We start from the raw sequence: 24334 nt of genomic DNA on the forward strand, positions 1-24334 counted from the left end.
GGAATTTGCCGGCGATTAGGCATTGTGTGCGGTGCAGTCGAGCCAAAGCGGGGCTTGGCGAGACATACATCGTGCAGGGCTGCTATGGTTCCATGCTCGTCGGGCCGTCTGCGCTGGACGGCATTGCGCAGGAAAGTGCTCCATTACTATGTTACCGTTCTTGAGCGAGGCGACCGGCCGCCGGGGGTGGCAAAAGGAAAAATCCCGTATGTGGGGTAGATCACACAGGCCCCCGTATGACTGCGGTAGATTGAAGAATTTACCTTCTCCCGTCGAACCGTCTGCCGCATCGACCCGACCAACCTTGCGAGACGGCCTTTGAGCGTGACCCAGGCGGCTTCGGACGAGGTCCTGATCGCCAGGATCGCTCAAGGCGACCGGCTCGCCATGCAGGTGCTGTACGGGCGGCACCATGTCAGGGTGTATCGGTTCGGCCTCCGGCTCGTGCGGGACGAGCAGGCGGCGGAAGACCTCATCAGCGACGTGTTTCTCGACGTCTGGCGTCAAGCCGGCAAGTTCGAGGGCCGGTCCGCCGTTTCCACCTGGCTGCTGGCAATCACCCGATTCAAGGCCCTGTCTGCGCTTCGGCGCAGGAAGGACGTTGGGTTGGACGACGAAGCCGCGAACGCGATCGAGGATACGTCCGACGATCCGGAAACGGTGGTGCAGAAGAAGGATACCAGTGAAGCGTTGCGGGAGTGTCTGACGGGCCTCTCGCCTGACCATCGGGAAATCGTCGATCTCGTCTACTACCACGAGAAGTCCGTGGAAGAGGTGGCCGAAATCGTTGGCATTCCGGAGAACACTGTGAAGACGCGCTTGTTCTATGCGCGCAAGAAATTGGCCGAACTGCTGAAGGCAGCCGGCATTGAGCGAGGCTGGCCATGATGGCGTTGAGCAAGAAGATGCTGGAGCAAGAGCCCAGTGAGATCGAACTGCTGCTGCCCTGGCATGCCGCCGGCACGCTGAACGCGCGTGACGCGCGCCGTGTCGAGGAAGCGCTGGCGAATGATCCGGCGCTCGCCAGGCAATATGCCGCGATCCGCGGCGAGTACGAAGAGACCATCCATCTGAACGAGAGCCTGGGCGCCCCTTCGGCGCGCGCGATGCAGAAGCTGTTCGCCGCGATCGACGCGGAGCCGGCGCGACCGGTCGGTTCGCTGCCGCTCTCGGCGCGCATTGCGACCTTCTTCTCGAGCCTGTCGCCGCGCACGCTGGCCTGGTCGGCGAGCCTCGGTGCCATCGCGCTGCTGGTGCAGGCCGGCATCATCGGTGCCGTTCTGATGAAGACCCAGCCCGCGACCTTCCAGACCGCCTCGCTCTCGACCAGCGCGCCGCTCACGCGCGAGCTCGGGGCAGCCGCGCCGGCGCGGGCGTTGGTGCGCTTCACGCCCGAGGCGCGTGTCGCCGACATCACAGCGCTGCTCGACAGCTACCAGGCGTCGATTATCGGGGATGCCAAGGGTGGCATGTTCCGTCTCCAGTTCGACAAGGCGATGGGTCAGGACGAGCTTGCCTCGCTGCTCGGAAAAATGTCGCGCGAGAAGTTCGTCAATCTGGCCGTCGCGGCGCCGTAAGGCGTCGCTGCACCGATGATGCGCAAGTCCGAAAGCCAACTGCGCGCCGGGGCCTTCGCGTCCTCGGTTGGAGCCGCGCTGCTGCTCGCCGCCTGTCTCGGCGTCGAGGTCGCGCAGGCGCAGGCGATCATGCGCACGCCCACGATCAGCGTCCCCACGCGCACGCCGACCATCTCTCCCAGTATCGCCGCGCGGGCCGTCGCTGTCGCCCCTGGACCGCGGGCTATCCCCGCGATCCCGCATACCACCAGCATAGGCCGAATGGGGGCACCGGTGCTGCCCTATGCGCGCTATTCGCCGAACCTCTATCCGTCCTGCTCCGCGCCTTATCGCGACGGCGACGGCGAGTGCCTTGGCCAGCCGAATGCCGGTGGTGATGGCACTGGCAAATCCGGCAAGAAGAGCGCCGGCAAGGGGAGGGGCAACACCACGCCGGTCGCCGTGAACCCGCGCACCTTCGCAGGCGAATTCGTCGCCGAGATCGACGGCGCGCTGTCGGTGACCGAGGCCGACGAGCTTGCGCGACGCCACGGTTTGACGCGCGTCTTCTCCGAGAATTTCCCGCTGATCGGGGCCACGTTCGGACTGTTCCGCATCACCGACGGCCGGCCCGCCGAGACGGTGCGGCGCGAATTCGCTGCCGAGGGCGGCGTGCGGTCGGTCCAGCCGAACTTCCGCTACGTGCTGCAGGACCAGAAATCGTCGGTGCCGACCGAGGGAGATCCCGCGCAATATGCGCTGGCCAAGCTACGCCTGCCACAGGCGCATGCGCTGGCGCACGGCGCAAATGTGACGGTTGCCGTGATCGACTCCGGAATCGACGCCAATCACCCCGAGCTTGCGCATTCCATCGCCGACAATTTCGATGCGCTCGGCAGCACCGAGGGCCCGCACGTTCACGGCACCGGCATCGCCGGCGCCATCGTGGCCCATGCCAAGCTGATGGGCAGCGCGCCCGAGGCGCGCATCATCGCCATCCGCGCCTTCGGCGGCACCAACTCCGGGGCCCAGAGCTCATCCTACATCATCCTGCGCTCGCTGAACTATGCCGCCGAGCATGGCGCGCAGATCGTCAATATGAGCTTTGCCGGTCCGAAGGACGCGGTGATCGAGCGGGCTATCGCGGCGACCGCTGCGCGCGGCCTGGTGCTGATCGCCGCCGCCGGCAATGCCGGCGCGAAGTCGCCGCCGCTTTATCCCGCCGCCAATCCCAACGTGATCGCGGTCAGCGCGACCGACCAGCAGGACAGGCTGTTCACCGCCTCCAACCGGGGCAACTACATCGCGGTCGCGGCGCCTGGCGTCGACATTTTCCTGCCGGCGCCCGACGGCAAATACCAGATGACGTCGGGCACCTCGTTCTCCGCCGCCTATGTCTCCGGCGTCGCGGCGCTGCTGCTCGAGCGCAACTACGCCTTGAAGCCGGAAGCGCTGCGCATCACGCTGGCGAAGACCGCGCGCGACCTCGGCTCGCCCGGGCGTGACGATCTCTTCGGCGACGGCGAGGCCGATGCGTTTGCCGCGGTCATGGCCGTTCCGGCCGATAGCGCGACGCCCGTTGCCGCCGCATCCGGTACAACTAAACGTGAAGATATCGAGAAGCGTCGCGACGAGCCTGGTATGCGCGCAATCGAACAACCCTCGCTGTCGAGCGCAGGCGATAAATCCGCGATTTCTCAGGCGGATAGGCCGGCGGCGCGATAGCGGCTGCGACAAGATTGCGCGCCGCGCGACGGTCGAAAAATCAACCTCCACATTGAACGTTCAGCCTGCTGCCACGACCAAATTATGTGGGAGCGGTCATCCCTCCCCATAAGTCATATCAGGCGCGAGCGCCCATCCACCCCAAGCGCCCATATGGCTCGACCCGTCCGGTTGTCCCCCCGGACGGGTCTTTTCTTTTGGGGGTCTGATTTCTTGAATCTCTGCGCGCGATCAGCTTCCGGTTGAGAGATTGCGGCTGTGCTGATCGCAGCCGTCGCTCGGGTGCGCCGCAAGTGAGTCATGCTTGTGTGAAGCTTGACTCGCAAATGCCTGAAATCTCCGCACGACTACGGTGTTTTGTGACGAAGGCCGTGTCGTTGCTGGACAAGTCAAAACTTTTCCACAAAATATTCATGTCGCGTCTAAATTGATTCGTCTGCGTTGCGTCGCGTCCGTATTTTCTCCTGACGGGCTGACTTATGACACATCGCCAAGGGGCTGTTCGCGACGTGGCCGACGGCCGCGACATTGCGGCGCGCTGGTGCGCTCTTGCCGAGCAGAGGCTCGAGCATCTTTCCGAGATGTTCGAGACCGGACGCTGGCGCCGCTATCACTCCGAGATCGCATTCCTTGAAAACATCCAGGAAGCCAAGCGCGCCGTCCAGACCTGGCGCGCGCTTGCCACCGGTTCGGACGTCGCCGCGGCGGCTGCGAGCGTGTCGCCCGCATTCGGCTGGTCGCCCGCGACGATGCCCCGCATGTCTCCGCGCGAGCAAGAGGCGCAGGTCATGCAGCCGAAGGCCGTGCACATCGCCCCCGAGACCGCCGTGCCGGTCGCGCTCGATCGCACTCCGAACGTGCTCGCTGAAATCACCGAAGCCCCGATCGCGCCGCGTGCCGCGCCCGTTGCAATGGCACCCGTCACCGCACCAATTGTGACGGCGCCGCCCACCGTGCCTGCGGCGATGGCAACGCTTCTGCCGCAGTTCTCGCCGCCGGCAGCCGAAATCGTCGCAGCCCCCGAACGCGTCGTCGAATTCACCCTCAGCCTCGACGGCCTGGAGGCGAAATACCCGCTGCTGAGGAACGCGTTCTAAGGGTTCGGCGGGCGAGAGGCGGCACCTATCGCCGCACCGCATTCCCGCCGACCACCACCTGCGCGAACCTCTGCGCGCCGTCCGCCGACAGATCAGATGTCACGGCGCGCGCATGATCGAGCCCGACCACGGCGCCGCGCGGGGTTTCCGAGATCATGTTGTTGTTGACGAGCGCGGTGCCGGCGCCCGGCACCACGGAGACGCCGACACCGGCTAGCGCCTTGCGGATCACGTTGCCGGTGATGGCGACGTCGCGCAGATACTTGCCCCAGCCGGCGACGATGCCGTAGGACGGCGCGTTCTCGATCACGTTGCCGGTCACCGACGAATCCGCCTCGATGTAGATGCCGACGCCGGCATCGTCGTCGGGCGCGGTGCCGATCGGCCGCTTCGGGATCAAATTGCGGATGATGTTGCCCTGGACCACGGCGATGCGGCCGCCCTCGTTGAAATTGCAGACGGAGACGCCGACGGCGGCGCCGTCCACCGTATTGTTCGCGATCACGGCGGCTTCGAACGAAAATTCGGAATACAGCGCGACCTCGCGCACGTCGCTGACGCTGTTGCCGGTGATGTGGATGTTGGAGGCCGAATTGCCGCGCACCGCCGAGTAATCGCAGTTCCTGATGCGGTTGCCGCGCACGATCACGTTGCCGGCCCGGAAGGCGTTGATGGCGTTGCCATACTGGCCGGAGCCGCCGGGACCGGCCTTGATGTCCTCGATGCGGTTGTCAATGACCAGCGTTCCGTCATCACCGATCGCGGTGCGCAGGATCTCGATGCCGTTGTCGTTGGTGCCGGTGATGGTGTTGCGCGAGACGCAGAGGCCCCGCGCGTCGAACGAGACCACCGCCGTCACGGCGATGTTGGTGAAAACGTTGCCGGAGATGTCGCCCGAGACCTGCTCGAGCCAGATACCGCTGCCGCCGGAGCCGGTGATCTCGCAATCGGTGATGCGGACGTCGCGCCCACCGAGCACCTGGATCAGGCCGCGTCGCGTCGGCAGCGGAATGCCGCCGCCGTCGAAGGTGATGCCGGTGAGGCCAATCGAGTCCGAACCGTCGCTCTGGATCGCGGAGGCGCCGCCCGTGAAGACGAGTTTTGTGGCACCGCGCACGCCAATCAGCTGCGCGCCATTCGGAAGCCGTAGCAGCCCAGCACGGTAGATTCCGGGCGGGAGCGCCAGTGGCATCTGCGCACGCGCGGCCTCGTCGATCGCGCGCTGGAGTGCGCGGGTCTGGTCCTCGCTGCTGCCGGGTCGCACACCATATTGGGTCGCGTCGCGGCCGAGCAGGGACGTCAGCGGCGCCGCGCGCGCAGCGTCGGCAGGCATGGCCAGCGCGCCGGCGATGCCTGCGGTGGAAGCTCCGATGAGATGACGGCGATTGAGGTCCATGATGCGTCCTCCGGCGGACGCGGGGGGTCCGCAGCGGTTAGGTAGCGCAGGGCGGCAGAGGACGTGGGGATTGTTCGCGGTAGGGTTAAATGTTTACCCCAGTGAAGCACGCCCCTTCCGTGCCAATTGCACCATCTCCATCAGCATTGCCTCGCCGGCATCCACCAGCTCGTCCAGCGTGATCCGAGGTGCGCCCTTGCGCCGCACCGCGCCGCTTCGCGCAAGCAGGGGAATATGGATGAACGCCGCGAGCTGCGGTCCGCCTGCCTTCACCTGCTCGATCGCACGCCAGCTCAGATAGTTGCAGAGATAGGCGCCGGCATCGCGCGAGGCGCGGGCGTCGATGCCGGTGAGGCGCGCCGCGCGCAGCAGCCTTGCCGTGTGCGGGCCGAACGTCATCGCGTCCGCACGGCCGGCGATGCCGCGCTTGCTCGATCGGGTGTTGGCGGCATCGGGCCAGAGCATGGTAACGGCGTTGCGCGCGCGGGTCTCGATGCGCAGGTAAGACGTGCGCGCGGCGAGGCCGAACATCAGCAGCGCATCCGGCTTCTGTTTCGCGAGCACCTCGGGCAATTGCCGGTCGACGGCGCCATAGGTCACCGGGAAGATGTGGCTCGCGATCGCGACATCGTCGAGCGCCGGACGGCGCAGCTGCGTCAGTCGCGCCACCAGCGGCTGGGTTGGATTGTACGGCGCGCCGGGAAACGGCCCGAAGCCGGTGAGGAGAATGCGGAGCTTTTCGCTCATTGCAGCAACTCCAGAATCTGCTCGGCGGCAATCGCCGGCGTGAGATGGCCATCGGCCACTTCAGTCTCGATCTTCCTGACCTTCGTCCGCACCGATGCCTCGCTGCGCAGCCGCGCCAGCATGCGCTGCTCCAGCATCGACCACATCCACTTCACTTGCTGCTCGCGTCGCCGTGCGGCGAATTCGCCGGACGCGTTCATCGCCTTGCGGTGATCCAGGACCTTCTGCCAAAGCTCGGCGATGCCGGTGCCGGCCAGTGCCGAATAGGTGACGACAGGCGGATGCCAGTGTTCGGAGCGGGGGCTGAGGATATGCAGCGCGCCGCGATAGTCGGCGGCGGTGATGTTGGCGCGCTTGAGATTGTCGCCGTCGGCCTTGTTGATAGCGATCATGTCGGCGAGCTCGACCAGGCCCTTCTTGATGCCCTGCAGCTCATCGCCGCCGCCTGGCAGCATCAAGGCGAGGAAGAAATCGGTCATATCGCAGACCGCCGTCTCGGACTGGCCGATGCCGACGGTCTCGACCAGCACGACGTCGAAGCCGGCGGCTTCGCAGAGCAGCATCGCCTCGCGCGTCTTCGCAGCGACGCCGCCGAGCGTGCCCGACGACGGCGAGGGGCGGATGAAGGCGTTGTCGGAGGCGGATAGCCGCGCCATCCGCGTCTTGTCGCCGAGGATCGAGCCGCCGCTGCGCGCCGAGGATGGGTCGACCGCGAGCACCGCGACCTTGTGGCCGTGCTCGATCAGGTGAGTGCCGAGTACATCGATGGTAGTGGACTTGCCGACACCGGGCGAGCCGGTGATGCCGACGCGGACCGCCTTGCCGGTGTCGGGCAGCAGCATCTGCACCAGCTCCCGCGCCAGCGCCTGGTGGTCGCCGCGCCGGCTCTCCACCAGCGTGATCGCCCGGGCAAGGGCCGCGCGACTGCCGGAGCGGAGGTCGCGGGCGAGGGATTTGATGTCCAGCGAAGCTTTCTTCTCAACCATGCCCTGCTTTACAACGCCCCGGCGGAGCAGGCGAGGGCCGCTCGTCGTGGGCCGAGTGTTCGGGATGAGGGTGGCTCTACTCCGCCGCCTCGCTATGCCCGAGCCGGGCGTTCAGCTTGCGGATCAGCTCCTCGGCCGCGTCCGCGATGACCGTGCCTGGCGGGAAGATCGCCTCCGCCCCGGCGGCGTAGAGCGCGTCGTAATCCTGCGGCGGCACCACGCCGCCGACGATGATCATGATGTCGTCGCGGCCCTGCTTTTTCAGCGCGGCCTTCAGCTCCGGCACGGCGGTGAGGTGGGCGGCGGCCAGCGAGGAGACGCCGAGGATGTGGACGTCGTTCTCGACGGCCTGTCGCGCGGCTTCGTCCGCCGTGGCAAACAGCGGCCCGATGTCGACGTCGAACCCGATATCGGCAAACGCGGACGCAATCACCTTCTGGCCGCGGTCGTGGCCGTCCTGGCCGATCTTGGCCACCAGGATGCGCGGCCGGCGGCCTTCCGCCTCCTCGAAGGTATCGATCTGCGCCTGAACCTTCTCGACCTGGTTGCCCATGGTGGACGCCTCCCGCTTGTAGACGCCGGTGATGGACTTGATCTCGGCACGGTGCCGGCCGAACACCTTCTCCATCGCGTCCGAAATCTCGCCGACGGTCGCCTTCGCGCGCGCAGCGTCGATGGCCAGCGCGAGCAGATTGCCGTTGCCTTCGCCGGCCGAGCGCGTCAGCGCGGCGAGCGCGGCATCGACGTCCTTCTGGCTGCGCTCGGACTTCAGCCGCGTCAGCTTGTCGATCTGGAGCCGGCGAACATTGGTGTTGTCGACCTTGAGGATGTCGATGGGAGCCTCATCCGTCGGCTTGTACTTGTTGACGCCGATCACCGCCTGCTTGCCGGCATCGATCCGGGCCTGGGTCTTGGCGGAGGCCTCCTCGATGCGCAGCTTGGGCACGCCGGCTTCGATGGCCTTGGCCATGCCGCCGAGCTCCTCGACCTCCTGGATATGGCTCCAGGCCTTCGCGGCGAGATCGCGCGTCAGCCGCTCGACATAATACGAGCCGCCCCAGGGATCGATGATGCGGGTGGTACCGCTCTCCTGCTGCAGGAAGAGCTGGGTGTTGCGGGCGATGCGCGCCGAGAAATCGGTCGGCAGCGCGAGCGCTTCGTCGAGCGCATTGGTGTGCAGCGACTGGGTATGGCCTTGCGTCGCCGCCATCGCCTCCACGGTCGTGCGCATCACGTTGTTGAACACGTCCTGCGCGGTCAGCGACCAGCCTGAAGTCTGGCTGTGCGTGCGCAGCGACAGCGAGCGCGGGTCTTTCGGGTTGAACGGCTTCAGCAGCTTGGCCCAGAGCAGGCGCGCGGCGCGCAGCTTGGCGACCTCCATGAAGAAGTTCATGCCGATCGCCCAGAAGAACGACAGCCGCGGCGCGAAGCGGTCGACGTCGAGGCCGGCCGCAAGACCGGCGCGAAGATATTCGACACCGTCGGCCAGCGTATAGGCGAGCTCGAGATCCTGTGTCGCGCCGGCCTCCTGCATATGATAGCCGGAGATCGAGATCGAATTGTATTTCGGCATCTTCTGCGAAGTGTAGGCGAAGATGTCCGAGATGATCCGCATCGAGGGCGCGGGCGGATAGATGTAGGTATTGCGCACCATGAACTCTTTCAGAATGTCGTTCTGAATGGTGCCCGAGAGCTTTTCCGGCGCCACGCCCTGTTCGCCTGCGGCAGCGACGTAGAGCGCGAGGATCGGCAGCACCGCGCCGTTCATGGTCATGGACACGCTCATCTGGTCGAGCGGAATCCCCGCGAACAGCGTGCGCATGTCGTAGATGGAATCGATGGCAACACCGGCCATGCCGACGTCGCCGCCGACGCGCGGATGATCGCTGTCATAGCCGCGATGGGTGGCGAGATCGAAGGCGACTGAAAGACCCTTCTGTCCGGCAGCCAAATTGCGGCGGTAGAAAGCGTTGGAATCCTCCGCCGTGGAGAAGCCGGCATATTGCCGCACGGTCCAGGGCTGGTTGACATACATGGTCGGGTAGGGGCCGCGCAGATAGGGCGCGATGCCCGGATAGGTGTCGAGGAAATCGAGCCCGGCCAGATCGGCCTCGCCATAGGCTGATTTCACCAGGATGCCCTCGGGTGTCAGCCACGGTTCGGCGCTGCCTGACGGCGCGGCGGTGGCGATGCGCTCGAAGGCGACGTCGGCGAAATTGGGAATGCGGCTCATGGTTTCGACCATATCATAGACGCTCAATCATGATCCGGATGCTGATGGCTGACGATGGTCGCCATCTTCTCCGGCCCGTAATTCTGCTGCGTGGTCTGGCTCGGCAGATTGGAGATTCCCACCACCCAGCCGAGGCGGGATTCCGTTCCATATTGCCGTGTCGGCACCAGCTGGTCGGGTCGGTCGAAGGCGCCGGTCATGATCTCGATCCGATCGCCGTCGATACGGCCGAAGCTGAGAGGCGTGCCGCAGGCGGCGCAATAGCCGCGGTCCGCAATCGTGGAGGAGCGGAAGAACGACGGCTTTCCCTTGGTCCAGACAAAGTCCGTCTTGTTGATGTCGGCGAAGGAGGCGAACGGCGCGCCGCTCGCCTTCTGGCACATCCGGCAGTGGCAGATCGAGACCCGGTTCGGCGTGGCCGTGACCGCGAAGCGCACTGCGCCGCATTGGCAGCCGCCGGTGAAGACTGGTTTGCCCGCTTCGGTCATGCCTGCTCCATACGTCGATAAGCGTCTTGCAACGTGGCAAGCGCATCGCCGCCGGCGAAAACGAAGCCCGTGACGCCGGCCGCACGGAGCGCCGCCTCGGCATCAGTCGGGCGGCCTGCCAGATAAATATGTCGCCCGCCTGCGGTTTGCAGGGCCTTCGCCGCGGCTTCGGCGTGTTCCGCATAGACCTTGTCGCTGGAACAAAGGCAGGCGAGCTCGGCGCCGGAGGCCTTGAAGGCATTAGCCAGCTCGGCCGGATCGGCAAAGCCCTCGCTGTCAACGGCCTCGATCCCACCGGATTCGAACAAGCTCTTGGCAAAGGTCGCGCGCGCCGTGAAGTCGGCGGGCGTACCGAGATTGGCCAAAAACACTTTTGGTCGCGCCCCGCGCGCCTTCAGCGCGGCATCGGATTTGTCGCGCAGCGCCTCGAACGGTTCCGCAAGCCGGATCGGCGGCAGCGCATCGAACTTGTATTTCTGCTCGCCGTAGGGGGCGAGCGCAACCGGCGTCGCCTTCAGCACCGTGGTCTCGCGCTCATGCAGGTTCGGAAACTCGCTGGCACCGGTCAACACGTCGCGGCGCTTTGCAATGTTGGCGTCACGCGCTTTTCGCGCGGCCGCGACCCTGCTCTGGAACACGCCCTGCTGAAGCGCGGCGAAGGCGCCGCCGGCTTTCTCGCTGTCCTGGAACAGCGCCCAGGCCGCCTCGCACAGCTGCGCGGTCAGCGTCTCGATGCCGCCTGCGCCGGCCGCGGGATCGCTGACCCTGGCAAGGTTGCTTTCTTCCAGCAGCAGGGCTTGCGTGTTGCGCGCCACGCGACGCGCGAATGGATCCGGCAGCCCGAGCGCCAGCGTATGCGGCAGCACGGTGATCGCGTTGGCACCGGCGAGCCCCGCTGCGAACGTCGCAATGGTCGCGCGCAGCATGTTCACGTAAGGGTCGCGCTGCGTCAGCATGCGCCAGGCCGTATCGGCGGCAATGAACAGCGGCTTCGGTGTCAATCCGCACGACGTTTCGATGCGTGCCCACAACAGCCGTAGCGCGCGGAATTTTGCCATGGTCAGGAACTGGTCGGCATCGGCAGAGAGACGCGCATAAACCATCCCCTGCGCGGCTTCCAGCGGAACGCCGGCGCCTTCGATCGCGCGCAAATAAGCGACGCCGCAGGCGAGCACGAAGGCAAGCTCCTGTACCTCGGAGCCGCCGGCATCGTGGAGCACGCGACCGTCGGCAGACGCGAACGGCCCCTTGAAGCCGAGCGCGGCGAGGCCCTTGATGCCGCCGGTGACGGCAGGAACGATCTCGTCCCAGGTATAGGGGCTGTGGCCCCACGCCGCGCCGGCGGCGAGCGGATCGAGCCCGAAGCGGATGTCGCAGGCGGCAGGATCGATGCCATTGCTCTTCACATATTCCGCGACATGGATCGCCGCCATCCGCGATTGCGGACCGATCTGGAGCTCGATGCCGATGCCGGCGTCGAGATGAATGTCCTTCAAGACCTTTGCGACCGCATCGGCCGAAGGTTCCAGGCCGAAACCGTAAGCGCCGTTGCCTCCGGCGAACACCAGCGCGAGCCCGGTTGCGCCGTTCTCGAGATCGGTCAGCGCCTGCGTATTCGCCAGCATCGCATCGGGATGGTCGATCCGCTGCATGATCTGCCAGGGCGCGGTCGGCGGCCGTCCCACCACGGGCGCAACGCCCTTGGCGCGCGGATAGAGCGGATCGATCCTGAGGCCGTCATAGGTCTTGCCGACCAGCTTCTCGAACGGCGCGCCCTTCAGCACGCCATCGACCAGCTTGCGCCAGTCTTCGACGGTCGCCCTGGGAAAATCCGCCGCCAGAGGCAGTTCGTCAGTCACGGAGGTCATGCGGCGAGGGGCTCCCGAAAATCTTGTTATTCGCAGGCGAAATTGCCACGGCCGGCCGTCCCTGCAAACGGTTGTTTTTGGTTAACCGGTATCCGGAAGCCGCTCAATGCCTTGCGTCGAGACGCTGGCGAGCCCGTCACGCACGCGAATGCCTGCGATCACGCGGTCGGGTGCAATCTCGGCCAGCGGCACCAGCACGAAGGCGCGCTCGAACAGGCGCGGATGCGGCAGGGTCAGGTCGGGCTTGTGCAGGCTGACATCGTCATAGGCGATCATGTCCAGATCGAGCGTGCGCGGGCCCCAGCGCCGCTCCTTGTCCCGCGTGCGGCCGAATTTCTGCTCGACCTTCTGCATCACGAACAGCAGTGCGTGCGGATCGAGGCCGGTGTCGATTTCGATGCAGGCGTTGATGAAGGGAGCCTGGTCCTCGTCGCCCCAGGGCGGGGTCGCATAGTCCGATGAGCGCGCGATCAGCGCGGCCTGCGCCATGCCGCAGACATGGGCGATCGCCTTCCCGAACGTCGCGCGGACGTCGCCGACATTGCCGCCGAGCGCAATGAGGACGCTCGCCATGTCAGGGGTGCCGCGAGCGCGTCAGCATGATGCCGACGTCGTCGAAGATCGCCGCGATCGGCGCATGCGGCTTGTGCACGGTGATCTTCACGGCTCGGATACGCGGGAAGTGCGACAGGATGGCATCCGCGACCGCGCCGGCGGCGCGCTCCAAAAGCTTGTAATTGGTGTTCTTGAACGCCGCGGTCGTGGTCGCCACGACTTCGGCGTAGGACACCGTGTCGGCGAGGCGGTCGGAGCGCGAAGGCTCCGACAGGTCGGTATGGAGTTCGAGGTCGATGACGAAACGCTGTCCGACTTCGGTTTCGTGATCCATCACGCCGTGGCGGGCATGGATCGACAGGCCGGTCACGAAGATCGTATCGGTCATTGCTTGCTCTCGATTGCGTTTGCGACCCGCAGGGCCTGCAGGGTCTCGGCGACGTCATGGGTCCGGATGATCTTTGCGCCGCGCCGGGCGGCGATCAGATGCGCGGCGATCGAGCCGGCGAGCCGCTCTTTCGGCTCCGACGGCGAGGCCGAGGCGATGAAACGCTTGCGCGAGGCGCCGACCAGGACCGGCAGGCCGAACATTTCGAGTTCGCGCAGCCGCGCCAGCGCAATCATGCTCTGCTCGGCCGTCTTGCCGAAGCCGATGCCGGGGTCGAGCACGATCTTGTCACGGGCGATGCCGGCTTGTGCCGCGATCTCCAGCGAGCGCTGAAAGAACGCCTTCATGTCCGCGATGATGTCGATGGCGGGATCGACGCTGTCGCGGTTGTGCATGACGATGACGGGGACGCCCCTCGCGGCCACCAGCGGCGCCATGGCGGCGTCGCGTTGCAGGCCCCAGACGTCGTTGGCGATCACGGCACCCTGGTCGAGCGCAAAGGCCACGACTTCGGCCTTCATGCTGTCGATCGACACGGGAACGCCGAGCGCCACGACGCCTGACAGCACCGGCTTCAGCCGGGCAAGCTCGTCGGCAACCGTGACGGCCTTGGCACCCGTGTAGGGCCGGGTGGACTCGGCGCCGATATCGATGATGTCGACCCCGGCCTCGATCATCGCGCGCGCCCGCGAGAGCGCCTGCTCTGGTGCGACGAATTCGCCGCCGTCGGAGAAGGAATCAGGGGTGACGTTGAGCACACCCATCACTGCCGGGATCGGCCGCTCCAGCAGCGTCCGCAGCAAATCATGCCCGACTGAACCGGCCGCCGGGACGGATGGGGAGGGCGAGGCATTCATGCGGCTCGCTTTAGCTGCCGGGGAGGGGGAGTCAAGACGGGATTGGCGGCAACGCGCGCTGCTGTTTCACCGTCATACTGGAGTGGCCGCTTCTTCAGCGGCCCTCGAAGGGCGACCGCCCGGCTCTCGCAGCGTGGCCGTGCATCCTTCGAGGTTCGTCGTCAGACGCGTTGCGTCCCACGACGAGTAGCTCAGGATGACGGGGAGAGAATGGCGCGGATGGAAAGCAGGCTAATACGAAATCTTCGGCGGCAGCTTCTTTGCCTTGGCGATGATGTCGCCGACCGACTTCTCTGAAGGCAGGATGCGGAGGAGCTTTTTCTTCTCGTTGGCATCCCGCATGCTCTGGGCGAGCCTCGCCGGATTTCGATAGGCGAGCTCGCGCACGGTGGTAACGCCGGCGGCGCGGACCAGGCCGACCTTGGCCCTGCCCATGCCGGGGATACGCATGTAGTCGGAGACGTTGGCCCATTCCAGCAGCAACTGCTCGCTGATGCCGGTCTTGGCGGAGAGCGCTTTGCGGCCCTTCACGGTCGAGGCCGCCTCGAGCAGCGCGTCGGTGGTGCGGATACCTTGCGCCTTCAACTTGTTGGCGGCAAAGGTCGACAGGCCCTCAATCTCGGAGATCGGATATGTCATGATGCTCGATATGAAATGCGCAGGCTTCAGGCGAACTGGCTGAGGCCCGGGGTCCCCGCGATGATCTTGCCCATCTGATCCGCTCCGATTTTGTCTCGGCCGAAGCGAAAAAGTTCACGGGCGACGTTCTGAATCTCGGACATACCAAGGCCCAGGCCCATCAGGCGTGTCCCGACCGCCATCAGGCCGCCGCCCATCAGCCGCGACAGCCCGCCGCCGCTGCCGGACGCCTCGATTGCGCCCTCCGCACCGGGGATATGATCGATCAGAGCCTTGACGATGTCGGAAGGACCCTCGTTGCGGAGGAAGCCCAGGATAATGCCGACGGTCTTTTCAGCGACAGCACTATCTATGCTGGCGTTTGTCGCCAGCCGCCCGATCAGCTCGTCCATATGGCCTGCCCCTCAGCCGGTTCACATGCCGGAGTATTGCTTTCAAAATGATCTTGAGCCGGTGTGATGTGAAATACAAGCGATGAACGCCACCAACGTTCCGATTCGTTCTCGAACGCGCGAGAAGTGTTGCAGCGATGCAAGAGCGGAGATCGAATCGGCAAAAAAATGCCGCGGTGCGAATGCGTCATTCCTACTTTCGGCTGATGTCGCTCATTGGTTTCCGGCAATGTCGCATGCCGAGGCCGCGTTGAATGGTTTCAATCGGCGCGCGACATGCGTTAAACTACGGAACTGGTGCATTTGAGTTTCGATCAGCGAAACGCGTCAGACAGATCAGAGAGAATAATGACCGCACAGGACAGCAAGCTCGGCGACACCGACGACAAGATCTTCGTCGGCAAGGGAGACGAGCAGGCATGGCTGACGCTGGCGCTCGCCAATCGCCACGGCCTCGTCACAGGTGCAACCGGAACCGGCAAGACGGTGTCGCTGCAAGTCATGGCGGAAGGATTTGCGCGCGCCGGTGTTCCGGTCTTCGCTGCCGACATCAAGGGCGACCTCTCCGGCATCTCCGAGGTCGGCGTGCCCACGGATTTCATCGTCAAGCGCGCTACCGGGATGGGACTGACGTTCGAGCCCGACCAGTTCTCGACGGTGTTCTGGGACGTGTTCGGCGAGCAGGGCCATCCGGTACGGGCGACCGTCACGGAAATGGGACCGCTTCTGCTCGCGCGCATGCTCGATCTGAACGACGTGCAGGAGGGCGTGCTCAACGTCGCCTTCCGCGTCGCCGACGACAACGGCCTTGTCCTGGTCGACATGAAGGATCTGCGCGCGCTGCTCGATGCCATCGTGCCCGACAGCGGCAAGAAGGGGCCGGACGCGGCCGATGATCCGCTTGCCGACATCCGGAAGGCGGCCCAGGGCTTTGGCAATGTCACCAAGGCCACCGTCGGCACCATCCAGCGCCAGCTCCTGGTGCTGGAGAACCAGGGCGGCACCAAATTCTTCGGCGAGCCTGCGCTGACGCTGAAGGACTTCATGAAGACCGATCGCGACGGCCGCGGCATGGTCAACATCCTCGTCGCCGACAAGCTGCTGCAGAGCCCACGGCTCTACGCGACATTCCTGCTCTGGATGCTGTCGGAGCTGTTCGAGGAGCTGCCCGAGGCCGGCGACCTGCCCAAGCCGAAGCTCGTGTTCTTTTTCGACGAGGCGCATCTGCTGTTCAACGACGCGCCGAAGGCGCTGATGGACAAGATCGAGCAGGTGGTCCGCTTGATCCGTTCCAAGGGCGTCGGCGTCTATTTCGTTACGCAAAACCCGATCGACGTCCCCGACCGCGTGCTCGGGCAACTCGGCAACCGGGTGCAGCACGCGCTGCGCGCCTTCACCCCGCGCGACCAGAAGGCGGTCGCCGCCGCAGCACAGACCTTCAGGCCCAACCCGAAGCTCGATACCACCAAGGTGATCATGGAGCTCGGCAAGGGCGAAGCACTGGTGTCCTTCCTCGAAGGCAACGGCACGCCGGCGATGGTCGAGCGGGTGATGATCCGACCGCCATCGGCCCGGATCGGACCGATCACGCCGGAAGAGCGCAAGGCGATCATGGATGCGAGCCCGGTGAAGGGCAAATACGACACCACCGTTGATGAAGAGTCCGCCTATGAGATGATCCAGAAGCGCATTGCCGGGACGGCTGCGATTGCCGATGGCGGTCCGGCTGGTGGTGGCGGCATCCTCGGCCAGATCGGCTCGATGGTCGGCACCATCTTCGGCACCAACGTCAAGCGCGGTCGCCTGTCGACGGGCCAGGTCATCGCGCGCGACGTGACGCGATCGGTGACGAACCAGGTGATCGGGGGGATGGCCGCCAATCTCGGCAAGTCGGTCGCCGGCCAGATTGGTGGCTCGATCGGCCGCACCCTGGTCCGTGGCGCGCTCGGCGGCTTGCTGCGTCGATAGGCAGAAAGCCCCGTTCGAGGCAATCTGTCCGCAAACCCGGCCCTCGTGCGCGACCGGTACAAATTAGGGTGAACAGGACTCTCCAAGCGTCCGTCGGTCTGCTAGGTGCTATGGTCCCTGACTGGACCGCACCGTGACCTCAACCGAATCTTTCGCCGAACCCCTCGCATTCAGAACCCTGTCGCTGCGTGCGCCGCTCGACCTGCTCTTCCTGCTCTGCTGCTTCGTCCTGACCGCCGATGTCCTCGGTCCCGAGATATTCGGCCACGGCAAGACCAAGGATTACGGGCTGTGGTACTGGGCCGGGCAGCAGGTGTTGCAGGGCGGGCCGCTTTATCCCGGCGACATCGGTGCGTATTTCGAATTCATCTATCCACCGCTGCCGGCGATCCTGCTGGCGATCCCGAGCTGGTTCGGCAAGATCGCGCTCTACAGCGTGCTGTCGATCCTCAATATCGTGGCGTGGTGGTACACCGGGATGCTCTCAAATGCCATGACCGCTTCGGGCCGCAGGCCGGCCCCCTGGCTGGAGGCGCTGCCCGCCATCGTCACCGTGACCTTCGTGTTCGACATGTTCGATCTTGGCCAGCCGAACCTCGTGCTGCTGGCGATGATGCTCTACGGCTTCTGGAGCTTGCAGCATCAGCGCTCCTGGCTCGCGGGTTTCATGTTCGCGCTCGCGACCGCCATTAAGGTGTTTCCGATTGCGGTTCTGCCCTACCTGGTCTGGCGTCGGAAGTGGGCCGCCGTCGCCGCTACGGTCGCCTTCACCGGCATCCTTCTCTATGTCGTGCCGGCGCCGATCCGTGGCTTCGAGCGCAACGCCGCCGAGCTCGAGACCTGGTATAACGCCATGGTCGGCTCGAGCTCGGAAAAGGGTTTTGGCCAGCGCGACGAGCAGAACTGGTCGTGGGTGAACCAGTCCCTCATTGCGGTCACGCATCGCCTGGTCCGGCCGATCAACTACAATCAGGAGGATCCCAACAAGCCGCCGCGCACGATGAATGTCATCGACGTCGACTACAGGACGGCGAACTGGATCGTGCTGGCGCTGTCGGCGCTGCTCGGGCTCGGCTTCGTCGCGGTCATGCCCCGGCAAGCACGGCGAACGGCGCGTTCCGACGCCGAGGAGCTGGGCATCCTGTTCTGCCTGATGACGGTGGCATCGCCCCTGGCGCGGCAATACTACTTCATGTGGCTGTTCTTCCCGATGACGGTGCTGATGCATCGTGCCGCTTTCGACGAGCGGGCGAACGTGCGGCTTGGAACCTGGCTCGCTTTGGGCGCGGCCGGCGCCCTCATGCTGCTGTCGCTGCCGTGGTTTCCCAACGTCACCCAGGCCTGGGGCAATAACCTCGCCGCCACGGCCATCCTCGCAGGTTGCCTCGCATGGCACATCCGCCATCCCCCGGTTGCGGCTGGCTCCGAGCCTGCGGTAGCGGTAAAAGCCAGACTTCTTGAAGAGCCAAGACTTCTTGAAAAGACATCCTGAGCTCCCGATTTTTGGGACCCGAACGTAGGGAATCGACCATGGCCAATGCGCAGCTTCAATCCGTGCTCGACCACATCGACAAGGATTTTGATAACAGCCTGGAGCGGCTGTTCTCGCTGTTGCGGATCAAGTCGATCTCCGCGGATCCGGCCTTCGCCGCCGATTGCAAGGCGGCGGCCGAACATCTTGCCAAGGACATCGCCAGCCTCGGTGTCGCCACGGAAGTGAGGCCCACGGCCGGCCATCCCGCCATCGTCGGCATGACCAGGGCGGGCGGGCGGCCGCATGTGATCTTCTACGGCCATTACGACGTGCAGCCGGTCGATCCGCTCGATCTCTGGCACCGTCCGCCGTTCGAGCCCGTGGTCACCGACCACGCCGACGGCCGCAAGATCATCGTTGCGCGCGGCGCCGAGGACGACAAGGGCCAGGTGATGACCTTCGTCGAGGCCTGCCGCGCGTGGAAGAAGGTGACTGGCTCGCTGCCGATCGACGTCACCTTCCTGATCGAAGGCGAGGAGGAGGTCGGCTCGAAGAATTTCGTGCCCTTCATCGAGGCCAACAAGGACGAGTTCAAGGCCGACTATGTGCTGGTCTGCGACACCGGCATGTGGGACCGCAACACGCCGGCGATCACGACCTCGCTGCGCGGTCTGCTCTACGAGGAGCTGAAGATCACGGCTGCCAATCGCGATCTGCATTCCGGCGTGTTCGGTGGCAGCGCGATGAACCCGATCCGGGTGCTGACCAAAATCCTCGGCGGCCTGTTCGACGACGACAACCGCATCACCATCCCCGGCTTCTACGACGGGGTGAAGGATCTGCCGCCCGACATCCTGGAGCAGTGGAAGAAGCTCAACCTGACGCCCGAGATGTTCCTCAAGCCGATCGGCCTGTCGATCCCGGCCGGCGAGAAGGGACGGCTGCTGATCGAGCAGGCCTCCTCGCGCCCGACCTGCGACGTCAACGGCATCTGGGGCGGCTATATCGGCGAGGGCTCCAAGACGGTGATCCCGTCGCATGCCTCGGCAAAGGTCTCGTTCCGCCTGGTCGAGGGGCAGGACCCCCAGAGGATCCGCAAGGGCTTCCGCGACTACGTGACGGTGCGGCTTCCGGGCGACTGCAAGGTCGAGTTCGGCGACCATTCCGCCGCGCCGGCGGTCGCGCTCGACTGGAACATGAAGCCGCTCGCAGCCGCCAGCAAGGCGCTGACGGAGGAATGGGGCAAGGAGACCGTGCTGATGGGCTCGGGCGCCTCGATCCCGATCGTCGCCGACTTCAAGCGTACGCTTGGGCTCGACTCGCTGCTGGTCGGCTTCGGATTGGATGACGACAACATCCACTCGCCCAACGAGAAGTACGACCTCCGCAGCTTCCAGAAAGGCATCCGCTCCTGGGCCCGCATCCTGGCTGCGCTGGCGGAGGTGAAGTAGGGCTACGGCATCAACGCCGTCATTGCCGGGCTTGACCCGGCAATCCATCAGGCAAGATCATTTTGCGATGGATGCGGGGGTCGAGCCCGCGCATGACGAGCCGAGGAGGCCGCCCCAAAATAAAAACGCCACCCGGAATTGGGCGGCGTTTCATTCCAAAAGGCGTAGAGGTTCGTTGGCAGCTACCCTACACCGAATCCCGAAAATCTCAAGACCGATAGCCCGGCAGTTCGCGGTCGAGCTTGCGCAGCAGCGGCGGCCACACGAGGTTCGTCGCGCGCAGCTCGGCACGGTCGCGGTTGGCGAGCAGCTCGGTGTTCTTGTCGATCGCGACATCGTCCACCGGATAGACCGGCGTGCCCAGCGCGCGCGTGCGCACCTGCATCGAGCAGGCGCGCTCGAGGTGGTACATGCGCTCGAAGGCGGAGGCGACCGAGCGGCCGACCGTCAGCGTGCCGTGATTGCGCAGCAGCATGTGGTTGTGGTCGCCGAGATCCTTCTGCAGCCGCGGCCGCTCGTCATGGTCGAGCGCGATGCCTTCATAGTCGTGATAGGCGAGGTCGTGGGTGACGAGCTGGGCCGTCTGGTTCAGCGGCAGCAGCCCTTCGGCGCTGCTCGACACCGCGGTGCCGTCGAGGGTGTGGAGATGCAGCACGCAGATTGCGTCCTCGCGCACCTCGTGGATCGCCGAATGGATGGTGAAGCCGGCCGGATTGATGCTGTACTCGCTCTCGGAGAGCTGGTTGCCGTGCAGATCGACCTTGACGAGGCTGGAGGCCGTGATCTCGTCGAACATCAGCCCGTAGGGGTTGATGAGGAAGTGATGATCGGGGCCGGGGACGCGCGCGGAAATGTGGGTATCGACCAGATCGTCCCAGCCATAGAGCGCGACGAGGCGGTAGCAGGCGGCGAGATTGACCCGTTGCTGCCACTCGGCCTCCGTCATGTTCGACGGCACTTCCTTCAGGCGCGCTTCCGCTGGCGACATGGCTGGTCTCTCCGAACATCGTTGTTGCGGGGCGGCAGCGTAGTCGCGGTTGGGGGCGGCGGCAAGGCGCCGAAAGCGCGGCAGTCCAGCGTAGCCCGCATGGAGCCAGCGGGTCCGGGGAAGAATATTACGGTGCCGGGATCGAGAGCAGGCTGGAAATGCTGCGGCCGCGGATGTCGTAGACGCGCGCGAACACCACGTCGTCGCGCTTGATCTCGACCATGACCGGTGCGGTGAGGCCCTTGCAGTAGAACTCGCCGAGCGTCATCGCGAAATCGGCCGCGTTGGAATCCCAACCGATGGTGAAGTCGGGCCCGAGTGCGACTTGCGCGGGGCGCTGCGGACCGCACACCGCGACCTTCCACTTGCGATTGCCCGGCGGCACTTCCTGCCGCTCGACGATCTGCTCGCGCAGCTCGTCCGAAGCCTGCTTCAGCGCCAGGCCCCAATAGTCCAGCATGAAGCGCTCGTCGGCGCCGCGCACGGTGCCGGCGATGTGGTTGAAGTGGGTGTATTGATAGGGGTGCAGCCGGATCATCTCGGCGAGCGACAGCGCGAGGCCGAAGCAGAAGGTCGCGAGCACGACCGGCTGCCAGGTGCGGTGGTTGACGCGCAGCCGCTCCATGACCCAGCCGAAGGCGACGCCGCCGAGCACTGCCATCGGCGGGATCACGAACACGAAATGGCGGATGCCGTTGTAGAGCGCCGGCCGCTTCACCATCGCGATGGCGAGCGGCAGCGTCGCCGCCAGCGTCAGCATCAGCAGGATGGTCTTGCGGCGCGCTGCAACCTCGCGGCGCGGCAGCATGGCGAAAGTGCTGACCGCGGCGCCGGCCATCAGCACCAGCATCACCTCGGGCAGCTGGAGCGCGAACAGCGTCGGCAGATAGGACCAGGGCATGTCGGGCACGGACACGATCGCGCCGTCGAACATCTCCTTCCAGGGCTTCTCGAAGAAGTGCGAGAAGTAGGTCAGCGCCTCGAACGGATTGCCCGGCTCCATGATCGACCACGGCCAGATCAGGCCCATCACGAGGTAGCCGAACACGAGGCCGGGCAGCAGCACGTAGACGACATGGGCGAAGCGGCGGGCCGCCTCGCGAACGCCTTCGGTACGCAGTTCCTCCAGGAACAGCGGGAGGAAGCCGACCATGGCGTAGACCAGCGCGAGCCCGCCGAGGATGCGGCAGCCGAGCGACAGGCCCGAGCCGAAGCCGACGATCAGGATCGTGCGCGGCGAAGGCTGCGGATATTCCTCGGCGAGGCGGACGAGGCCCAGCATCAGGATGATCATGGCCACCGCGAAGGGCGCATCCTTCGGATTCATGAACATGTGGCCGTAGAAGATCGGGCAGAGCGCGAGCAGCAGGAGCGAGGCAAGACCCGCAAGCGGGCCGCCGACACGGCGGCCGAGCCGCCACGTCACCGCAAGCCCGATCACGCCGACGACCGCGCCGAGCAGACGGCGCGTCTCGAACAGCTCGAGCGGAATCACCTTGTGCAGGAGGGCTGCGACCATGTCGAAGCCGCCGCCGTACATATAAAGATTGGCGAAGGAGAGCGCCGCGGTGTCCCTGAAGCCGGAACCGAACATGCGCAGCAGCAGGTCGGCATATTCAGCGTGGGTGTAGTCGTCCCAGCCGAGCCCGTAGTCGCGGAAGGTCAAGCCTGCAATGACGGCGACCGCGGCCAGCACCAGCATGGCAAGATCGTCGCAAGTCCGTTCAACCGACCGCCGCAGGGGCGTATCGATCGCCGAAGTCGTGATGGATGTCATGGCTATTGGTGACCCGGAATCCCCTGTTGGCCCTGCTGGCGCGCGCGGGCCTGCTCCCCGAAATCCCTATAGCGCAGTTCCATTACCAAGTAATTGGGCATTATAGCTAAATTCCTGATGCGACGCAGCAAAACCAGAAACTTGAGAGCGAGCCTAGACGTAGCGGGCCGTAGCTGAAGGGAATGTGAATAAGTCCCTGATTTCCTTCTCATTAGGAACGCAGGCCCGAATTCGCCGTTGGCGTGGAACGCCGTATGACGGTATCGTGGCGTGACGGGTGTCGCGTGTGGATGCGCGGCCGGGGGTGAGTTCGATGACCGTGGCTCTGTTGATCGCTGGGATTTTCGCCATTTTGGCGGGCCTCCTTGCGATCCTGTTTGGCTTTACCGTCAGGGAATTCAGTCTCGGCAGCACTCTCATAATCTCCGGCACCATCGGGGTCTGCTCCGGGATGTTACTGGCCGGCCTCTATGTCGTGGTCGCGGAACTGAAGGGCATCGCCCGCCGGCTCGCTGGATCAGCCGCAGCGTCCGAGGTTCGAGTGAGGCCCGTGCTGCCCGGTCTCGGGATGCCTGGAGCGCCCGCGCCCGAAGCGGGGAGCGCAGCCAGGATCGAGCCGGCGCCGCCACCGCCGGCCGGAGGCCCGCCACCGTGGCAGAACGAAGCGTCCGCGCGCGAGCGTCCGCGCGTCGAGCCGCCGCCGGAATCGGAGGTTCCAGCGCTGCCCGAAACTCCTGAACCACCGCGCCGGCGCAACTTGCTGTTCGCCTCGACCTCCCGCAAGGAGCGCGAGCGTGCGGAGGCGAAGGCCGGCGAGGCCTCGCCGCCGCATGCAGAGCCGTCAGCGGCGCCTGGCGTACCGGATGTTCCGCCTGCGAGCTTTGACGACGCCTGGCCGAAGCCGGACCGGACGCGCGCACCGGAACCGCCGGCCGCCGGGCGTCGCCCGCCGCCGCGTTCGCCGTCGACCTTCGTGGAAGCTGCCCCGCCGCCGCCGCCGCCGCCCGACCCGGCACCAGCGGCCGAGCAGGCGCCCGTGACCGTGCTCAAATCCGGCATTGTCGATGGCATGGCTTATTCGCTGTATTCCGACGGCTCGATCGAAGCGCAGATGCCGGAGGGCATGATGCGCTTCGCATCGATCGACGAGCTGCGCGCCCATCTCGACCAGCGGTCCTGAGACTGCGGCGCACAAGTAAAGCGTCGGCGTTTCCTCAGTAATCAGCTCATTCTCGTCAGTCGTCGTATTTTGGCCCAACGTATTGTTGACACGGAATACTTCGGCGTCGTCAATCCATGAGAATGCAAGGTTAGGGAAAGGTCGGGCCCATGTCGGATGCCGGGGCTAAGAATTTCATCGAGCTGACGGCGAGCATCGTGTCGGCCTATCTCAGCAACAATCCGACGCCGTCCGGCGAGATACCGAACCTGATCAGCCAGGTGCATGGCGCCCTGGTGCGGGTTTCGTCAGGCCGCACCGAGACGGCGACGCTCGAGCCGGCAAAGCCGGCGGTCTCGTTGAAGAAGTCGATCGCGCCCGATTATCTGGTCTGTCTGGAAGACGGCAAGCGCTTCAAGTCGCTGAAGCGCCATCTGCGCACCCAGTACAACATGACACCGGAGCAATACCGCGAGAAATGGGGCCTGCCGGCCGACTATCCCATGGTCGCGCCGAACTATGCAGTGGCGCGCTCGCAGCTTGCGAAGCAGATGGGACTGGGGCAGCAGCAGCGGAAGCGGAAGTAACTT

At 65.3% G+C, this 24334-nt stretch carries 22 protein-coding genes; 9 read left to right on the forward strand and 13 right to left on the reverse strand.

Annotated features, from left to right (window positions below; all coding sequences use genetic code 11):
• The first annotated feature begins 318 nt into the window (after window positions 1–318).
• The 4 genes from JQ572_RS10265 to JQ572_RS10280 all read left to right on the forward strand — a co-directional run bounded on the left by JQ572_RS10265 (window position 319) and on the right by JQ572_RS10280 (window position 4378).
• The gene (locus tag JQ572_RS10265) at window positions 319–888 is read left to right on the forward strand and encodes a sigma-70 family RNA polymerase sigma factor (protein ID WP_211382885.1); all 570 of its coding nucleotides are present in this window, start codon (window positions 319–321) and stop codon (window positions 886–888) included.
• Entirely contained in the window at window positions 885–1577 is a 693-nt protein-coding gene (locus tag JQ572_RS10270; protein WP_211382886.1) for a hypothetical protein, read from the forward strand. Before JQ572_RS10265 ends, JQ572_RS10270 begins: the two co-directional genes overlap by 4 nt.
• A gap of 15 nt (window positions 1578–1592) precedes the next feature.
• Window positions 1593–3281 (forward strand): S8 family serine peptidase, encoded by a 1689-nt coding sequence (locus tag JQ572_RS10275; RefSeq protein ID WP_211382887.1) that lies wholly within the window; start codon window positions 1593–1595, stop codon window positions 3279–3281.
• Window positions 3282–3790: 509 nt separating this feature from the next.
• Entirely contained in the window at window positions 3791–4378 is a 588-nt protein-coding gene (locus JQ572_RS10280; protein WP_433996199.1) for a TIGR03809 family protein, read from the forward strand.
• 25 nt (window positions 4379–4403) lie between these two features.
• Here the strand turns inward: JQ572_RS10280 and JQ572_RS10285 are convergent, their stop codons facing one another.
• From JQ572_RS10285 to JQ572_RS10335, 11 genes are all read right to left on the reverse strand, one after another.
• Entirely contained in the window at window positions 4404–5774 is a 1371-nt protein-coding gene (locus JQ572_RS10285) for a TIGR03808 family TAT-translocated repetitive protein (protein ID WP_211382889.1), read from the reverse strand.
• Between the two features lie 93 nt (window positions 5775–5867).
• Window positions 5868–6521, reverse strand: coding sequence for a pyroglutamyl-peptidase I (locus JQ572_RS10290; RefSeq protein ID WP_211382890.1), 654 nt, complete (start codon window positions 6519–6521; stop codon window positions 5868–5870).
• Window positions 6518–7507 (reverse strand): methylmalonyl Co-A mutase-associated GTPase MeaB, encoded by a 990-nt coding sequence (meaB, locus tag JQ572_RS10295; protein WP_211382891.1) that lies wholly within the window; start codon window positions 7505–7507, stop codon window positions 6518–6520. Before meaB ends, JQ572_RS10290 begins: the two co-directional genes overlap by 4 nt.
• A 76-nt stretch (window positions 7508–7583) precedes the next feature.
• Window positions 7584–9740 carry a methylmalonyl-CoA mutase gene (scpA, locus tag JQ572_RS10300; RefSeq protein ID WP_211383534.1) on the reverse strand — a complete coding sequence of 719 codons (2157 nt, stop codon included), beginning with the start codon at window positions 9738–9740 and terminating at the stop codon, window positions 7584–7586.
• Between the two features lie 23 nt (window positions 9741–9763).
• A complete protein-coding gene (locus JQ572_RS10305; RefSeq protein ID WP_211382892.1) occupies window positions 9764–10228 on the reverse strand; it encodes a GFA family protein in 465 nt (154 codons plus the stop codon).
• Window positions 10225–12096 carry a methylmalonyl-CoA mutase family protein gene (locus JQ572_RS10310; RefSeq protein WP_211382893.1) on the reverse strand — a complete coding sequence of 624 codons (1872 nt, stop codon included), beginning with the start codon at window positions 12094–12096 and terminating at the stop codon, window positions 10225–10227. The genes JQ572_RS10305 and JQ572_RS10310 overlap by 4 nt, the downstream gene beginning before the upstream one ends.
• An 81-nt stretch (window positions 12097–12177) precedes the next feature.
• Window positions 12178–12669 carry a 2-amino-4-hydroxy-6-hydroxymethyldihydropteridine diphosphokinase gene (folK, locus tag JQ572_RS10315; protein ID WP_211382894.1) on the reverse strand — a complete coding sequence of 164 codons (492 nt, stop codon included), beginning with the start codon at window positions 12667–12669 and terminating at the stop codon, window positions 12178–12180.
• A gap of 1 nt (window position 12670) precedes the next feature.
• A complete protein-coding gene (gene folB, locus JQ572_RS10320) occupies window positions 12671–13039 on the reverse strand; it encodes a dihydroneopterin aldolase (RefSeq protein ID WP_211382895.1) in 369 nt (122 codons plus the stop codon).
• A complete protein-coding gene (folP, locus tag JQ572_RS10325; protein ID WP_211382896.1) occupies window positions 13036–13896 on the reverse strand; it encodes a dihydropteroate synthase in 861 nt (286 codons plus the stop codon). Before folP ends, folB begins: the two co-directional genes overlap by 4 nt.
• 231 nt (window positions 13897–14127) lie before the next feature.
• Window positions 14128–14535: a DUF4332 domain-containing protein gene (locus tag JQ572_RS10330; RefSeq protein WP_211382897.1), complete on the reverse strand. Its 408-nt coding sequence runs from the start codon at window positions 14533–14535 to the stop codon at window positions 14128–14130.
• Between the two features lie 26 nt (window positions 14536–14561).
• Window positions 14562–14927 (reverse strand): DUF2267 domain-containing protein, encoded by a 366-nt coding sequence (locus tag JQ572_RS10335; RefSeq protein WP_211382898.1) that lies wholly within the window; start codon window positions 14925–14927, stop codon window positions 14562–14564.
• 348 nt (window positions 14928–15275) lie between these two features.
• Between JQ572_RS10335 and JQ572_RS10340 the strand changes: the two genes are divergently transcribed.
• The 3 genes from JQ572_RS10340 (at window position 15276) to JQ572_RS10350 (ending at window position 19820) form a co-directional block, all read left to right on the forward strand.
• Window positions 15276–16895, forward strand: a complete 1620-nt coding sequence (locus JQ572_RS10340; RefSeq protein ID WP_211382899.1) for a helicase HerA-like domain-containing protein — start codon at window positions 15276–15278, stop codon at window positions 16893–16895.
• A 133-nt stretch (window positions 16896–17028) separates the two neighbouring features.
• Window positions 17029–18387, forward strand: a complete 1359-nt coding sequence (locus JQ572_RS10345) for a glycosyltransferase family 87 protein (protein WP_211382900.1) — start codon at window positions 17029–17031, stop codon at window positions 18385–18387.
• A 38-nt stretch (window positions 18388–18425) separates the two neighbouring features.
• Window positions 18426–19820 carry a M20/M25/M40 family metallo-hydrolase gene (locus tag JQ572_RS10350; RefSeq protein WP_211382901.1) on the forward strand — a complete coding sequence of 465 codons (1395 nt, stop codon included), beginning with the start codon at window positions 18426–18428 and terminating at the stop codon, window positions 19818–19820.
• Window positions 19821–20028: 208 nt separating this feature from the next.
• Here the strand turns inward: JQ572_RS10350 and JQ572_RS10355 are convergent, their stop codons facing one another.
• On the reverse strand, window positions 20029–20808 hold the full coding sequence (locus JQ572_RS10355) for a class II aldolase/adducin family protein (RefSeq protein WP_211382902.1): 780 nt from the start codon (window positions 20806–20808) through the stop codon (window positions 20029–20031).
• A 127-nt stretch (window positions 20809–20935) separates the two neighbouring features.
• Complete coding sequence (locus JQ572_RS10360; protein ID WP_211382903.1) at window positions 20936–22585, reverse strand: glycosyltransferase family 39 protein; 1650 nt, start codon at window positions 22583–22585, stop codon at window positions 20936–20938.
• Between the two features lie 313 nt (window positions 22586–22898).
• Here JQ572_RS10360 and JQ572_RS10365 point away from each other — a divergent pair, with 313 nt between their 5' ends.
• Together JQ572_RS10365 and JQ572_RS10370 are read left to right on the forward strand one after the other, a co-directional pair.
• Entirely contained in the window at window positions 22899–23765 is an 867-nt protein-coding gene (locus tag JQ572_RS10365) for a DUF308 domain-containing protein (RefSeq protein WP_211382904.1), read from the forward strand.
• Between the two features lie 149 nt (window positions 23766–23914).
• Complete coding sequence (locus JQ572_RS10370; protein WP_211382905.1) at window positions 23915–24331, forward strand: Ros/MucR family transcriptional regulator; 417 nt, start codon at window positions 23915–23917, stop codon at window positions 24329–24331.
• Window positions 24332–24334: the final 3 nt, after the last annotated feature.

The sequence above is a fragment of the Bradyrhizobium sp. SZCCT0153 genome, from assembly GCF_018129995.1.
Lineage (GTDB): Bacteria > Pseudomonadota > Alphaproteobacteria > Rhizobiales > Xanthobacteraceae > Bradyrhizobium > Bradyrhizobium japonicum_G.

What these genes read in the sequence shown, in the direction of transcription:
- JQ572_RS10270 (WP_211382886.1), top strand. Translation starts at nt 885, where the DNA reads ATGATGGCGTTGAGCAAGAAGATGCTGGAGCAAGAGCCCAGTGAGATC.
- JQ572_RS10275 (WP_211382887.1), top strand. Translation starts at nt 1,593, where the DNA reads ATGATGCGCAAGTCCGAAAGCCAACTGCGCGCCGGGGCCTTCGCGTCC.
- JQ572_RS10285 (WP_211382889.1), bottom strand. Translation starts at nt 5,774, where the DNA reads ATGGACCTCAATCGCCGTCATCTCATCGGAGCTTCCACCGCAGGCATC.
- JQ572_RS10290 (WP_211382890.1), bottom strand. Translation starts at nt 6,521, where the DNA reads ATGAGCGAAAAGCTCCGCATTCTCCTCACCGGCTTCGGGCCGTTTCCC.
- meaB (WP_211382891.1), bottom strand. Translation starts at nt 7,507, where the DNA reads ATGGTTGAGAAGAAAGCTTCGCTGGACATCAAATCCCTCGCCCGCGAC.
- scpA (WP_211383534.1), bottom strand. Translation starts at nt 9,740, where the DNA reads ATGAGCCGCATTCCCAATTTCGCCGACGTCGCCTTCGAGCGCATCGCC.
- JQ572_RS10305 (WP_211382892.1), bottom strand. Translation starts at nt 10,228, where the DNA reads ATGACCGAAGCGGGCAAACCAGTCTTCACCGGCGGCTGCCAATGCGGC.
- JQ572_RS10310 (WP_211382893.1), bottom strand. Translation starts at nt 12,096, where the DNA reads ATGACCTCCGTGACTGACGAACTGCCTCTGGCGGCGGATTTTCCCAGG.
- folK (WP_211382894.1), bottom strand. Translation starts at nt 12,669, where the DNA reads ATGGCGAGCGTCCTCATTGCGCTCGGCGGCAATGTCGGCGACGTCCGC.
- folB (WP_211382895.1), bottom strand. Translation starts at nt 13,039, where the DNA reads ATGACCGATACGATCTTCGTGACCGGCCTGTCGATCCATGCCCGCCAC.
- folP (WP_211382896.1), bottom strand. Translation starts at nt 13,896, where the DNA reads ATGAATGCCTCGCCCTCCCCATCCGTCCCGGCGGCCGGTTCAGTCGGG.
- JQ572_RS10330 (WP_211382897.1), bottom strand. Translation starts at nt 14,535, where the DNA reads ATGACATATCCGATCTCCGAGATTGAGGGCCTGTCGACCTTTGCCGCC.
- JQ572_RS10335 (WP_211382898.1), bottom strand. Translation starts at nt 14,927, where the DNA reads ATGGACGAGCTGATCGGGCGGCTGGCGACAAACGCCAGCATAGATAGT.
- JQ572_RS10340 (WP_211382899.1), top strand. Translation starts at nt 15,276, where the DNA reads ATGACCGCACAGGACAGCAAGCTCGGCGACACCGACGACAAGATCTTC.
- JQ572_RS10350 (WP_211382901.1), top strand. Translation starts at nt 18,426, where the DNA reads ATGGCCAATGCGCAGCTTCAATCCGTGCTCGACCACATCGACAAGGAT.
- JQ572_RS10355 (WP_211382902.1), bottom strand. Translation starts at nt 20,808, where the DNA reads ATGTCGCCAGCGGAAGCGCGCCTGAAGGAAGTGCCGTCGAACATGACG.
- JQ572_RS10360 (WP_211382903.1), bottom strand. Translation starts at nt 22,585, where the DNA reads ATGACATCCATCACGACTTCGGCGATCGATACGCCCCTGCGGCGGTCG.
- JQ572_RS10365 (WP_211382904.1), top strand. Translation starts at nt 22,899, where the DNA reads ATGACCGTGGCTCTGTTGATCGCTGGGATTTTCGCCATTTTGGCGGGC.
- JQ572_RS10370 (WP_211382905.1), top strand. Translation starts at nt 23,915, where the DNA reads ATGTCGGATGCCGGGGCTAAGAATTTCATCGAGCTGACGGCGAGCATC.